6 protein-coding genes are annotated in these 14964 nt (G+C 63.2%); all 6 read left to right on the top strand.

Features of this window, described 5'->3' with window-relative positions:
• Positions 1-321: 321 nt before the first annotated feature.
• The 6 genes from rpoB (at position 322) to rpsG (ending at position 14938) form a co-directional block, all read left to right on the top strand.
• Positions 322-4440, top strand: coding sequence for a DNA-directed RNA polymerase subunit beta (rpoB, locus tag UNPF46_RS15080; protein WP_100177006.1), 4119 nt, complete (start codon positions 322-324; stop codon positions 4438-4440).
• 128 nt (positions 4441-4568) lie between these two features.
• Positions 4569-8765: a DNA-directed RNA polymerase subunit beta' gene (gene rpoC, locus UNPF46_RS15075; RefSeq protein ID WP_100177005.1), complete on the top strand. Its 4197-nt coding sequence runs from the start codon at positions 4569-4571 to the stop codon at positions 8763-8765.
• A gap of 193 nt (positions 8766-8958) precedes the next feature.
• On the top strand, positions 8959-11019 hold the full coding sequence (locus tag UNPF46_RS15070) for an FAD-dependent oxidoreductase (protein ID WP_142250517.1): 2061 nt from the start codon (positions 8959-8961) through the stop codon (positions 11017-11019).
• A gap of 133 nt (positions 11020-11152) precedes the next feature.
• Positions 11153-13201 (top strand): ABC transporter ATP-binding protein, encoded by a 2049-nt coding sequence (locus tag UNPF46_RS15065; RefSeq protein WP_142250516.1) that lies wholly within the window; start codon positions 11153-11155, stop codon positions 13199-13201.
• Positions 13202-14080: 879 nt separating this feature from the next.
• Positions 14081-14452 (top strand): 30S ribosomal protein S12, encoded by a 372-nt coding sequence (gene rpsL, locus UNPF46_RS15060; RefSeq protein WP_007603006.1) that lies wholly within the window; start codon positions 14081-14083, stop codon positions 14450-14452.
• 15 nt (positions 14453-14467) lie between these two features.
• Positions 14468-14938 (top strand): 30S ribosomal protein S7, encoded by a 471-nt coding sequence (rpsG, locus tag UNPF46_RS15055; RefSeq protein WP_008136420.1) that lies wholly within the window; start codon positions 14468-14470, stop codon positions 14936-14938.
• Positions 14939-14964 lie beyond the last annotated feature (26 nt).

The raw sequence follows: 14964 nt of genomic DNA, 5'->3' as shown, positions 1-14964 counted from the left end.
TGCACTATTGTCGCCCCATATCGGGTCGACAGCACGAAAGCGCGGTGGGCAGGGAGGTCGGATTTCCCTGTAAGCCGTTGGGAGAGCAGGCTATTTCGGGCTTTTGCAGTCCGTGAAGACGATCGTTGTGACGGGCGGGCGCGCCTATGCGCCCCGCGCGTCGTTTTGCGTTTTGAAGGTCTGAAGAACAGATTCAGGACATTCCGGCCTGAAACTGAATTTCCGACCCCCAAAACGGGTTCGAAAAATTCAACCCGGGGAGCGGTGGCAACCGCGTTCCGGACGGCGCGCCCAGAGCGGGCGACGAAATGAGAGGCCACGATGGCGCAGCAGACATTCACCGGTCGCAAACGCGTTCGCAAGTTCTTCGGACACATCAAGGAAGTCGCCGAGATGCCGAACCTCATCGAGGTTCAGAAGGCGTCCTATGACCAGTTCCTGATGGTCGACGAGCCCGCGGGTGGTCGCCTCGACGAGGGCCTGCAGGCGGTGTTCCGCTCGGTGTTCCCGATCTCCGATTTCTCGGGCACCTCGATGCTGGAATTCGTCCGGTACGAGTTCGAGCAGCCGAAATACGACGTCGACGAGTGCCGCCAGCGCGGCATGACCTTCGCGGCCCCCCTCAAGGTGACGCTGCGCCTCATCGTGTTCGATATCGACGAGGAAACCGGCGCGAAGTCGGTGAAGGACATCAAGGAGCAGGACGTCTACATGGGCGACATCCCGCTCATGACGATGAACGGCACCTTCATCGTCAACGGCACCGAGCGCGTCATCGTCTCGCAGATGCACCGTTCGCCCGGCGTGTTCTTCGATCACGACAAGGGCAAGACCCATTCCTCGGGCAAGCTCCTGTTCGCCGCCCGCGTGATCCCGTATCGCGGCTCCTGGCTCGACATCGAGTTCGACGCCAAGGACATCGTCTATGCCCGTATCGACCGTCGCCGCAAGATTCCGGTGACGTCGCTGATGTTCGCCCTCGGCCTCGACGGCGAGGCGATCCTGTCGACGTTCTACAAGAAGATCCTCTACAAGCGGACCAAGGAAGGCTGGCGCGTTCCGTTCGACGCCAACCGCTTCCGCGGCTACTCGACCGTCAACGATTTGATCGACGCCGATACCGGCAAGGTCGTGCTCGAGGCTGGCAAGAAGCTCACCGTCCGCGCCGCCCGCCAGCTCCAGGAGAAGGGGCTGAAGGCGCTGCGCATGGCCGATGAGGAGCTGGTCGGCAATTACATCGCCGAGGACCTCGTCAACCCGAAGACCGGTGAGATCCACGCCGAAGCCGGTGAGGAAATCACCGACAAGTCGATGAAGGTGCTCAACGAGCACGGCTACAAGGAATTGCCGCTCCTCGACATCGACCACGTCAATGTCGGCCCCTACATCCGCAACACGCTCTCGGCCGACAAGAACATGACGCGTGAAGACGCGCTGTTCGACATCTACCGCGTGATGCGTCCGGGCGAGCCGCCGACGCTGGACTCGGCGCAGGCCATGTTCCAGTCGCTGTTCTTCGACGCCGAGCGTTACGACCTCTCCGCGGTCGGCCGCGTCAAGATGAACATGCGCCTCGACCTCGATGCGCCCGACACCCAGCGCACGCTGCGCAAGGAAGACATCCTCTCCGTCATCAAGACGCTGGTGGATTTGCGCGACGGCAAGGGCGAGATCGACGACATCGACCATCTCGGCAATCGCCGCGTGCGCTCGGTCGGCGAACTCATGGAGAACCAGTACCGCATCGGCCTGCTGCGCATGGAGCGCGCGATCAAGGAGCGCATGTCCTCGGTCGACATCGACACGGTCATGCCGCAGGACCTGATCAACGCCAAGCCCGCGGCCGCCGCCGTGCGCGAGTTCTTCGGCTCCTCGCAGCTCTCGCAGTTCATGGACCAGACCAACCCGCTCTCGGAGATCACCCACAAGCGCCGCCTGTCGGCGCTTGGACCGGGCGGTCTGACCCGCGAGCGCGCCGGCTTCGAAGTCCGCGACGTGCATCCGACCCATTACGGCCGCATCTGCCCGATCGAGACGCCGGAAGGTCCGAACATCGGTCTGATCAACTCGCTCGCGACCTTCGCGCGCGTGAACAAGTACGGCTTCGTCGAGACGCCGTACCGCAAGGTCAAGGACGGCCGCGTCACCGACGAGGTCGTGTACCTCTCGGCGATGGAGGAGGGCCGCTACACGGTCGCGCAGGCCAACGTGCCGCTCGACCCGAAGGGCCGCTTCACCGAAGACCTCGTGGTCTGCCGTCACGCCGGCGAAGTCTTGCCGGTGACGCCGGACAAGGTCGATTACATGGACGTGTCGCCGAAGCAGCTGGTTTCGGTCGCAGCGGCCCTGATCCCGTTCCTCGAGAACGACGACGCCAACCGCGCGCTGATGGGCTCGAACATGCAGCGCCAGGCGGTGCCGCTGGTTCGCGCCGAGGCGCCGTTCGTTGGTACGGGCATGGAAGGCGTCGTTGCGCGTGACTCGGGTGCCGCGATCGCGGCGCGCCGTTCGGGCGTGATCGACCAGATCGACGCGACCCGCGTCGTCATCCGTGCGACGGAAGATCTCGATCCGACCAAGTCGGGCGTCGATATCTACCGTCTGATGAAGTACCAGCGCTCGAACCAGTCGACCTGCATCAACCAGCGTCCGCTGGTGAAGGTCGGCGACATCGTCAAGAAGGGCGACATCATCGCCGACGGTCCGTCGACCGATCTCGGTGAGCTCGCGCTCGGCCGTAACGTGCTCGTCGCGTTCATGCCGTGGAACGGCTACAACTTTGAAGACTCGATCCTGCTCTCCGAGCGGATCGTGAAGGAAGACGTCTTCACCTCGATCCACATCGAGGAGTTCGAGGTGATGGCCCGCGACACCAAGCTCGGGCCCGAGGAAATCACCCGCGACATTCCGAACGTCTCGGAAGAAGCGCTGAAGAACCTCGACGAAGCCGGTATCGTCTACATCGGCGCGGAAGTGCGTGCGGGCGACATCCTGGTCGGCAAGATCACGCCGAAGGGCGAGAGCCCGATGACGCCGGAAGAAAAGCTCCTGCGCGCCATCTTCGGCGAGAAGGCGTCCGACGTTCGCGACACTTCGCTGCGCGTTCCCCCGGGCGTGCAGGGCACGATCGTTGAAGTGCGCGTGTTCAACCGTCACGGCGTCGACAAGGACGAGCGTGCGCTGGCGATCGAGCGGGAAGAGATCGAGCGTCTGGCCAAGGACCGCGACGACGAGCAGGCGATCCTGGACCGCAACGTCTACAACCGTCTTGCCGAGCTCCTCGAGGGGCGGCAGGGCATCGCCGGCCCCAAGGGCTTCAAGAAGGACACCAAGATCACCCGTGCGGTGCTCGAGGAGTACCCGAAGTCGCAGTGGTGGCTGTTCGCCTCGCCGAACGACAAGCTGATGGCCGAGATCGAGGCCATGCGGAAGCAGTACGACGAGTCGAAGAAGGGGCTCGAGCAGCGCTTCCTCGACAAGGTCGAGAAGCTGCAGCGCGGTGACGAATTGCCGCCCGGCGTGATGAAGATGGTCAAGGTCTTCGTCGCGGTGAAGCGCAAGATCCAGCCCGGCGACAAGATGGCCGGCCGCCACGGCAACAAGGGCGTGGTGTCGAAGATCGTGCCGATCGAGGACATGCCGTTCCTCGAAGACGGCACGCACGCCGACATCGTGCTCAATCCGCTCGGCGTGCCCTCGCGCATGAACGTCGGACAGATCCTCGAGACCCATCTCGGCTGGGCCTGCGCCGGCCTCGGCAAGCGTATCGGCCAGACGGTCGATGCCTATTTGTCGAAGCAGGACATCAAGCCGCTGAAGGAGACCTTGAAGAAGGTCTACGGCGAGGACGAGACCATCAAGTCGCTCAACGACAACGAGCTGCTCGAACTCGGCCATAACCTCAGCCGCGGCGTGCCGATCGCAACGCCCGTGTTCGACGGCGCCAAGGAAGCCGACATCGAGGAGATGCTGAAGCTTGCCGGTCTCGACGCGTCGGGCCAGTCGACCGTCTATGACGGCCGCACTGGCGATGCCTTCGATCGCAAGGTGACGGTGGGCTACATCTACATGCTCAAGCTGCACCATCTGGTCGACGACAAGATCCATGCGCGTTCGATCGGTCCGTACTCGCTCGTCACCCAGCAGCCGCTGGGCGGCAAGGCGCAGTTCGGCGGCCAGCGCTTCGGCGAAATGGAGGTGTGGGCGCTCGAGGCTTACGGCGCGGCGTACACGCTCCAGGAAATGCTGACGGTGAAGTCGGACGACGTCGCCGGCCGCACCAAGGTGTACGAGGCGATCGTGCGCGGCGACGACACGTTCGAGGCCGGTATTCCGGAATCGTTCAACGTGCTGGTCAAGGAAATGCGCTCGCTCGGCCTCAACGTCGACCTGCACAACTCCAAGATGGGACCGGCGCCGACGTCGGAAGCTGCCGAGTAATTCGACCTGTCATGCCCGGCCTTCGCGGCCGGGCATTGGCGCCCCTCCTGATGCCTTGAGGGCAGGGCGCCCCACGAAGTGATTTTCGAATTTGCGGCCGGAGGCGACCGGCACGCGAGGAGAAGACGATGAACCAAGAAATTATGAATCTCTTCAACCCGACGACGCCGGCTCAGGTCTTCGACCAGATCCGGATCTCGATCGCGTCTCCAGAGAAGATTCTGTCCTGGTCCTACGGCGAGATCAAGAAGCCGGAGACCATCAACTACCGCACCTTCAAGCCCGAGCGCGACGGCCTGTTCTGCGCGCGCATCTTCGGGCCGATCAAGGATTACGAGTGCTTGTGCGGCAAGTACAAGCGCATGAAGTACAAGGGCATCATCTGCGAGAAGTGCTCGGTCGAGGTCACGCTGTCGCGCGTCCGGCGCGAGCGCATGGGCCATATCGAGCTCGCCGCCCCCGTCGCCCACATCTGGTTCCTGAAGTCGCTGCCCTCGCGCATCGGCCTTCTGCTGGACATGACGCTGAAGGATCTCGAGCGGATCCTCTACTTCGAATACTACGTCGTTCTCGAGCCGGGCCTCACCGCGCTCAAGGACCGTCAGCTGCTGTCTGAAGACGAGTACCTGAAGGCACAGGACGAGTACGGCCAGGACAGCTTCACCGCCATGATCGGCGCCGAAGCCATTCGCGAGCTGCTCAAGGGCATGGACCTCGAGAAGCTCGAGGCGAGCTTGCGCGTCGAGATGCAGGAGACCGACTCCGACATCAAGCACAAGAAGCTCGCCAAGCGCCTGAAGATCGTGGAAGCGTTCCGCCACTCCGGCAACAAGCCGGAATGGATGATCATGACCGTGGTCCCGGTGATTCCGCCGGACCTGCGTCCGCTGGTGCCGCTGGACGGCGGCCGCTTCGCGACCTCGGATCTCAACGACCTCTACCGCCGCGTCATCAACCGCAACAACCGCTTGAAGCGGCTGATGGAGCTGCGCGCGCCGGACATCATCATCCGCAACGAGAAGCGCATGCTTCAGGAAGCGGTCGATGCGCTGTTCGACAACGGCCGCCGCGGCCGCGTCATCACCGGCGCCAACAAGCGCCCGCTGAAGTCGCTCGCCGACATGCTCAAGGGCAAGCAGGGCCGGTTCCGTCAGAACCTGCTCGGCAAGCGCGTCGACTATTCGGGCCGTTCGGTGATCGTGGTCGGTCCCGAGCTGCGCCTGCATCAGTGCGGCCTGCCGAAGAAGATGGCGCTCGAGCTGTTCAAGCCGTTCATCTATTCGCGGCTCGACGCCAAGGGCCTGTCCACCACGGTGAAGCAGGCCAAGAAGCTGGTCGAGAAGGAGCGGCCCGAGGTCTGGGACATCCTGGACGAGGTCATCCGCGAGCATCCGGTGCTGCTGAACCGCGCACCGACGCTGCATCGCCTCGGCATTCAGGCGTTCGAGCCCGTGCTGATCGAGGGCAAGGCGATCCAGCTGCATCCGCTGGTCTGCTCGGCATTCAACGCTGACTTCGACGGCGACCAGATGGCCGTGCACGTCCCGCTGTCGCTCGAAGCGCAGCTGGAAGCGCGCGTCCTGATGATGTCGACCAACAACATCCTGCATCCGGCCAACGGTCAGCCGATCATCGTGCCGTCGCAGGACATCGTGCTCGGTCTCTACTACGTTTCGATCATGCGCGAAGGTCTGCCCGGCGAGGGCAAGATCTTCGGCGACATGGCCGAGCTCGAGCACGCCCTGCACGCGAAGGTCATCCACCTCCACACCAAGATCAAGTACCGGTGGCAGGGCATGGACGAGACCGGCAAGGTCTCGACGCGCTGGATCGAGACCACCGCCGGCCGCGTCATGCTCGGCAATCTCTTGCCGAAGAACCCGCGGATTTCGTACGAGATCATCAACAAGCTGATGACCAAGCGCGAGATCTCGGGCGTCATCGACCAGGTCTACCGCCACTGCGGACAGAAGGAGACGGTGATCTTCTGCGACCGCATCATGGCGCTCGGCTTCTACAACGCGTTCAAGGCCGGCATCTCGTTCGGCAAGGACGACATGGTCGTGCCGCACGGCAAGTGGAAGATCGTCGACACCACCCGTACGCTGGCGAAGGATTTCGAGCAGCAGTACAACGACGGTCTGATCACCCACGGCGAGAAGTACAACAAGGTCGTCGACGCCTGGTCGAAGGCCACGGAAGAAATCGCCAAGGCGATGATGAAGGAGATCTCCTCGACCAAGAAGACGGCGAGCGGGGCCGACGCCGACATCAACTCGATCTACATGATGGCTCACTCCGGTGCCCGCGGTTCGCCGGCCCAGATGCGCCAGCTCGCCGGCATGCGCGGCCTGATGGCCAAGCCGTCGGGCGAGATCATCGAGACGCCGATCATCTCGAACTTCAAGGAAGGCCTCTCGGTGCTCGAGTACTTCAACTCGACCCACGGCGCCCGTAAGGGCCTCGCGGACACCGCGTTGAAGACCGCGAACTCGGGCTACCTGACCCGTCGTCTCGTCGACGTCGCGCAGGACTGCATCATCACGCAGAGCGACTGCGGCACCAAGCTCGGCATCAAGATGCGCGCCATCGTCGATGCCGGCACCGTGGTCGCTTCGCTCGGCTCGCGCATCCTCGGACGCACGGCCTGCGAAGACATCCGTGACAGCTCGGGCAAGGTGATCATCAAGCGCGACACGCTGATGGAAGAGAGCCACCTGGACGCCATCCAGCAGGGTGGTGTGCAGGAGGTGAAGATCCGCTCGGCGCTGACCTGCGAGCTCGTCAACGGCATCTGCGGCAAGTGCTACGGCCGCGACCTCGCCCGCGGCACGCCGGTCAACCACGGTGAAGCCGTCGGCGTCATCGCGGCGCAGTCGATCGGCGAGCCCGGCACCCAGCTGACCATGCGCACCTTCCACATCGGTGGTGCGGCGCAGCTCAACGAGCAGTCCTTCGTCGAAGCCAATTTCGACGGCAAGATCGTGATCCGGAACAAGGCCATCGCCCGCAACAGCGAAGGTCATCTGATCGCGATGGTGCGCAACATGGTGGTGGCGATCGTCGATGCCGACGGCACCGAGCGTGCGACGCACCGCGTCCAGTACGGCTCGCGCCTGCACGTCGACGAAGGCGACATGGTCAAGCGTGGCCAGCGCATCGTCGAGTGGGATCCCTACACCCGTCCGCTCCTCACCGAGGTCGAAGGCACGATCGGCTTCGAGGATCTGGTCGAGGGGCAGTCGATCTCGGAAACGCTCGACGAGGCAACCGGTATCGCCAAGCGCGTGGTCATCGACTGGCGCTCGACTCGCGGCGGCTCGGACCTGCGTCCGGCCATCGTGATCAAGGGCAAGGATGGCAAGGTGCTCAAGCTCGCCCGTGGCGGCGATGCCCGCTACATGCTGTCGGTCGATGCCATTCTCTCGGTCGACGTCGGAGCCAAGGTCAACCCGGGCGACATCCTCGCCCGTGTCTCGACCGAAAGCGCCAAGACGCGTGACATCACCGGCGGTCTGCCGCGGGTGGCGGAACTGTTCGAGGCACGGCGTCCGAAGGATGCGGCGATCATCGCCGAGATCGCGGGCACCATCCGGTTCGGGCGCGACTACAAGAACAAGCGTCGCATCTCGATCGAGCCGATGGACAAGACCGACGAGCCGCGCGAGTACCTGATCCCGAAGGGCAAGCACATCCACCTTCAGGACGGCGACGTCGTCGAAAAGGGCGACTTCATCGTCGAAGGCAACCCGGCGCCGCACGACATCCTTGCGGTCAAGGGCATCGAGGAGCTCGCGGCCTACCTGGTCAACGAAATCCAGGAGGTCTACCGGCTCCAGGGCGTGCTCATCAACGACAAGCACATCGAGGTGATTGTCCGTCAGATGCTCCAGAAGGTGGAAGTCACCGACCAGGGCGACACGGACATGATCTCCGGCGAGCAGGTCGACAAGATCGAGTTCGACGCGCTGAACGAGAAGGCCAAGGAAGAGGGCAAGAAGGTCGCCACGGGTACGCCGGTTCTGCTCGGCATCACCAAGGCGAGCCTCCAGACCCGTTCGTTCTTCTCGGCGGCCTCGTTCCAGGAGACCACCCGCGTCCTCACGGAAGCGGCGGTCAACGGCAAGATCGATCCGCTCGAAGGCCTCAAGGAGAACGTCATCGTCGGCCGGCTGATCCCGGCGGGCACCGGCGCCTCCATGGCCAAGATCCGCGAAGTCGCAATGAAGCGCGACAAGCTGATCCTGGACGAGCGCGAGAAGCAGGCGGCCGTCGTGTCGCCCGCGCCTGAGGCGGAGCTTCCTGCGCTGCCCCCCGCGGAATAATCGTTCATCCGTAGGAATACCGAGGACACTGAAAAGGCCGGCGGAAGCCGGCCTTTTTGCTGCTTTCTTTCCTTGCTGCGATGCGGGATCAACCTTTGTTCATCTTTCCTTCAGGCGCAAAAGCGCTTCTGCTAGGGGAGTTTAGGCCGGTGGATCCCGTGACGGGGGCAGGGCCGGAGACCACGGAACTCACATGCTTGATCTGGCAATCGTAGGCGGCGGCCCGGGCGGGCTGATGAGCGCCTGGTATTTGAAGCGCAAGCTTGGCGACCTCTGCCGCGTCACCATCTACGAGGCCTCCGACCGGCTCGGTGGCAAGGTGGTCACGCGCAAATTCGATTCGGCGCCAGCGATGTATGAAGCCGGCGTCGCCGAGATCTACGACTACTCGATGACCGGCCCCGATCCGCTGCGCGAGCTGATCCAGCATTTCGGGCTGCAGACCATTCCGATGGATGCCGAGCAGGTGCATCTCGGCGGCGAGCTCCTGAACGACGTTCCCGGCATGCGCCGCAGATACGGCGCCAAGACCGCCGCTGCGATCGAGGCGTTCCGCAAGCGCTGTACCGAGATGATGTCGCCAATCGAATATTACGAGGGCGTCGGCGCGCACGACAACGAGAATCCCTGGGCCTACAAGACCGCCGAGCAGGTGCTCGACGAGGAGGTCGACGACGAGACCGCCAAGCGCTTCTTCAAGGTGATGGCGCGTTCCGACATCGCGACCGAGAGCCACAACACCAACGGCCTCAACGCGCTCAAGAACTACCTGATGGATGTCGACGGCTATATCGGCCTCTATTCCATCCAGAACGGCAACGAGCAGCTGATCGAGTGCCTGCAGTCGGAGGTCAACGCCGACATCCAGCTCAATCACCGCGTCCTCGCCGTGGGCAAAGCGCCGACCGGCCGCTACCAGCTCAAGATGATGAACGGCAAGGGACCGGAGACGCGCGACTTCGATCTCGTGCTGGTCTGCCTGCCGCATTCCTGGCTCGCCACCATGGGGTGGGAAGGCGAGCAGCTGCGCAAGTCGATGGTCAAGCACGTCTCCTATTTCGACCGTCCCGCACATTACCTGCGCGTCTCGATCCTGTTCGACACCCCGTTCTGGGGCGAGAAGATTCCCGGCGCCTGGTTCATGTCGGAAGCCTTCGGCGGCTGCTGCGTCTACAACGAGGGCGCGCGCCATGACGTCGGCAAGCATGGCGTGCTGAACTGGCTGATTCCCGGCTCCGATGCGCTCGCGTTCGCCAACCTGTCGGACCAGGAGCTGATCGACGCCGCGCTGAAATCGCTGCCGGCTTCGCTTGGCGATGCGCGTGCGCATTTCATGGAAGGCAAGATCCACCGCTGGCTGTCGTCGGTGAACGCGATACCCGGCGGTCTGCCGGTGCGCGACGTCATGACCAACCACCGTCCCGAGCCGAAGGAGCATCCCGGCATCGTCGTGGTCGGCGACTATCTCTTCGACTCGACGCTGAACGGCCTGCTCGATTCCTCCGACGCCGCCACCGACATCATCCTGACCGAGATGATGCGCCTGCGCCGCGAACGCGCGCAGCAGGACAAGCCGCTCTCCGACAAGATCGACCGCGATTATTTCGAGAACTATCGCGGTCAGGGTCCCTATCACGAGGCGTGGCGCCACTTCACCGACCCCGATTATCTCACGAGCCTGCTCGGCATCGTCTGGGGCAGGACCAAGGGCGCCAAGCTGCTCGTCGCGGGCTCGGCCAGCGGCGAGCTGGTGGGCGCGCTGCGCGACCGCGGCATCGATGCCTACGGCATCGAGAACAACCGCGCCATCCATGCCAAGACGCCGAAGGCGCTGAGAAAGTACAACAAGCTCGGCTCGATCACCGACATGCCGTTCAAGGACGGCGCGTTCGATTTCGTGTTCGAGACCAGCCTCTGCCACGTTTCCCCGAAGCAGGTGGTCCGCGCGATCCGCGAGCTCAACCGCGTGGTGAAGACCGGCCTCGTATTCGGCTCGATCACCTCGGACATGGCGCCGGCGCTGATCGACCGCTACGACCTCTTGCGCGGGGTCAAGAAGCTCGGCACCTGGTGGGAATGGTCCGAACTGTTCTTCGGCAACGGTTTCGACCTCTCGATGCACCGCAAGGATTGCACCGATGCGCTCTGGGAGGCGACGCTCGCCGCCAACAAGGGGCCGGGGCAGTGGTACGCCGACGCCGACAGCTTGCGCTATTCCTTCTTCGACAAGGTCGAGGACGACGACGAGGACTAACCTCGGAACGTGCGTCGAATTCGCCAATTGTTTTGCCGAACTCATCCTGATCGCATAGAATCGGCGCAATAGCGGTTGCCGCTATGTCCTGCTTTCTCTGCGGTCATGCCGGCCGTCAGCATCGGTTGGTTTCATGGCATCCAAGCCTCTCTCGCCCGACGACAAGTCTCTTTCGCCCGACAAACAGAAGCTCGCCGAATCCAGGGCGGCCGAGCTCGACGACAAGCTCGCTGCGGCGGCCAAGCCGGACCTCGAGGATGAGGAGGACGACGAAGACGAGGCGGATGACGAGCTGGAGCTCGATGACGACGACGAGGACGAGGATCTCGTCGTCTTTACCGCCCGTGAAGCCGCCGGCGCGCTCGCGACCATCGTCGGCTTCGTCAAACCCTTTCTGTCGAACTACAAGCGGATGCTGTCATTCGTGGCGTTCGGCGTCTTCGTCGAGACGCTGTTCAACGTCATCATGCCGCTCAGCCTCAAGTTCCTGATCGACGATGCGCTCGGCGAGGAGGATTTTCAGGCGCTGTACAAGATTCTCGGCGTGCTTGCCGTCGCCGGAATCTTCACCTCCATCGTCGCCGTCTGGTACGAGCGTTGGGACGCGCGACTGGCGGCGTGCATCATTTCCGACGTCCGCAAGCGCCTGTTCGAGCACGTCCAGGACCTGCCTGCTGCCTATTTCGGCCGCACAAAGCGCGGCGAGATCCTGTCGCGCTTCTCGGTCGACCTCTCGGCCTTCGAAGGCTCGGTGAAGACCTTCGCCAACAGTGCTGCGCTGCCGTTCCTGGAATTGATCGCCGGCATCATCCTGATGGTATTTTTGAACTGGCAGCTCGCGGTGGTCGCGCTGCTGGTGTTCCCGATCACGCTGATCGGTCCGCGGATCCTGACGCCCAAGGCGGTGCAGGCCAATTACGAGCAGAAGCTCAACGAGAGCGCGCTGCTCGGCATGGTGCAGGAGAACGTGGCGGCGCAGGCCGTGATCAAGGCGTTCAGCCTGCAGCGCAGGATGTTCGGCTTCTTCACCTTCCGCAACGACGCGACGCGCGACAAGATCGCCTCGGCCGCGTTCCTGTCGACCATGGTGGAGCGGACGGTGACCATCTCGGTGCTGATGCTGCACCTCGTGGTGCTCGCGATCGGCGCGTATCTGGCGACCAAGGGCCAGATCACCATCGGCACCTTCGTCACCTTCGAGAGCGCGTTCTGGGAAGTCTCCTACAACATCGCCCACGTCATGCATTTCATCCCGGTGTCGATCTCCTCGGCCGCCGCGATCCGGCACATGCAGGAGCTGCTCGACGAGCCGACCCGCGCCGCCGATCGTCCCGGCGCGCCCGATTTGCCGCGCATCACCAACGACATCACCTTCGACCACGTCAGCTTCCAGTACGAGGGCAGCCAGACGCCGGTGCTGGACAATCTCAGTCTCAAGCTCAACGCGGGCAAGCGCATCGCGATCGTCGGCCCGAGCGGCTCCGGCAAGAGCACCTTGCTCAACCTGATCCTGCGGCTCTACGTGCCGGACGAGGGGCGCGTCACCATTGACGGCGTCGACGTCCGCAAGGTGACGCTGGATTCGCTGCGCCGGAGCATGGCGGTGGTGTTCCAGGAGAACATGCTGTTCAACATGTCGATCCGCGAGAACATCCGGCTCGGCAAGGAGGGCGCGACCGACGAGGAGGTGGAGGAGGCCGCCAAGAAGGCCGAGATCCACCGCTACATCATGAGTCTGCCGCAGCGCTACGACACGCCGGTCGGCGAGCGCGGCGACACGCTCTCGGGCGGCCAGCGCCAGCGTATCGCGATCGCGCGCGCGATCATCCGCAACCCCTCGGTGCTGCTGCTGGACGAGGCCACCTCGGCGCTGGACCAGACCACGGAAGCGGCGATCAACCGCACCCTGCTCAAGGTCGCCAAGGGCCGCACCATGATCTGGTCGACCCACCGCCTGACCTCGGTGGTCGAGATGGACGAGATCATCGTGATCTCAGGGGGCAGGGCGATCGAGCGCGGCTCGCATGCCCAACTGCTCGCCAAGAACGGGACCTATCGCAAGCTCTGGAACGACCAGATCCACCAGCCGCATGGCGCGGGGGCTCTTGCCGACGAGGGCCCGGACGAGGACGATGAAGACGACCTCGAGGACGATGAGGACGAGGACGACGACGAGGAGTGAGAGGCAGCGCTGATTCTGCGAATCCCGTCATCGGCCTCGTGCCGTCAGCGCGTCAGGGCTTCGATTTCAAGACCTATGCCGGATCGCTCTCATGCGGATTGGCCGGGACCGGGCAGGGCGGGTGTCGGTCGCGTCGGATGGCCCGCCGTCTGTTGTGGTGAAATCCCGGTCGCCAATTTCGGCCGAAGTGAAGAGATTAATGCGCCTTAACGAATTGAGAGCGCAAAAAGGCCCATCCAAGCATCATAAAGTGTCTTTTTATCCGGGCACAAATTGCCGGCGCGCTAGCGAAATGCGATGCATGTACCCATATGGAGGAGGTGCGGTGAGGGTGGCAAACAGCTATTTCGACAGGCGCCTGAAGCGCTTCGTGACTGTCGTTTCGCCTTGACTTGAGCGATTCCCACTTATAGAAAGCGCCTCACTTAACGACAGGCGGTGAGCATCGCCAGCGTCGGAACGGGCCACCCGTTAGACCTCCAAAGACTAGAGCCGCAAGGACTAGATCCACGAGGGTCGCTCAAGACGGGCACCAACCTCGACGAATGCCGCTCAAACGCTGTCGATCATAGCTAGGCAATGCCAGTGCGATTCTAGTTCTCTTGAGCTCATTCTCTTGAGATCGAATTCGGATGCATGACCTCGGTGCGCGGGCCACAGCTTTACGCTGATTGGCCTGAAAACTGCGGTCCTCTGTGGCGTCGTAACGCTTTCCGCTCGGTGATGGAGCGGTTGGCGCAATTTCGCTTTGTGCGGATTGTTCCGTGCGAGGCGGCCTCGTCGGGCGGGTGGCTCGAAACGAATTGCGGTTCCGGCAACGGGCCGCGGCAAGACAGCGGTCCCGCAAGGGACCGCGGCAGAACAAAGGGTAAGGCCAGGATGCCGACGATCAACCAGCTGATCGCTCAACCGCGTGAAGTGCAGAAGTCGCGCAAGAAGGTGCCGGCGCTGCAGCAGTCGCCGCAGAAGCGTGGTGTTTGCACCCGCGTCTACACCACGACCCCGAAGAAGCCGAACTCGGCACTTCGTAAGGTCGCCAAGGTGCGCCTGACCAACGGCTTCGAGGTGATCGGCTACATTCCCGGTGAAGGCCATAACCTCCAGGAGCACTCGGTGGTCATGATCCGCGGCGGCCGCGTCAAGGACTTGCCCGGCGTGCGCTACCACATCCTCCGCGGCGTTCTGGATACCCAGGGCGTCAAGAACCGTAAGCAGCGTCGTTCGAAGTACGGCGCGAAGCGTCCGAAGTAAGCGGGAACCAGCTCCATGTCTCGTCGCCACTCAGCGGAAAAGCGCGAAGTTCTTCCCGATCCGAAGTTCGGGAACATCATCGTCACGAAGTTCATGAACTCGGTGATGTACGCCGGCAAGAAGTCGGTCGCGGAAGGCATCGTCTACGGTGCGTTCGGCATCATCGAATCCAAGACCAAGCAGAACCCGCTCGGTGTGTTCGAGCAGGCGCTCGAGAACGTCATGCCGACGATCGAGGTTCGCTCCCGCCGCGTCGGCGGCGCCACCTACCAGGTTCCGGTTGAAGTTCGTTCGACCCGCCGTCAGGCGCTGGGCATTCGCTGGCTGATCTCGGCCGCGCGCGAGCGCAACGAGAAGACCATGACCGAGCGGCTCTCGGCCGAGTTGCTGGATGCCTCGAACAACCGTGGCAATGCCGTCAAGAAGCGTGAAGACGTGCACCGGATGGCGGAAGCCAACCGTGCCTTCTCGCACTATCGCTGGTAACGGCGAAACACGGAATCTAAGGAACA

Origin of the sequence: Bradyrhizobium sp. UNPF46 (assembly GCF_006658625.1) — a bacterium.
GTDB classification, from domain to species: Bacteria; Pseudomonadota; Alphaproteobacteria; order Rhizobiales; family Xanthobacteraceae; genus Bradyrhizobium; species Bradyrhizobium nitroreducens.
The sequence above is the reverse complement of the archived record's forward strand: the minus strand, read 5'-3'. Positions and strand labels throughout refer to the sequence as shown.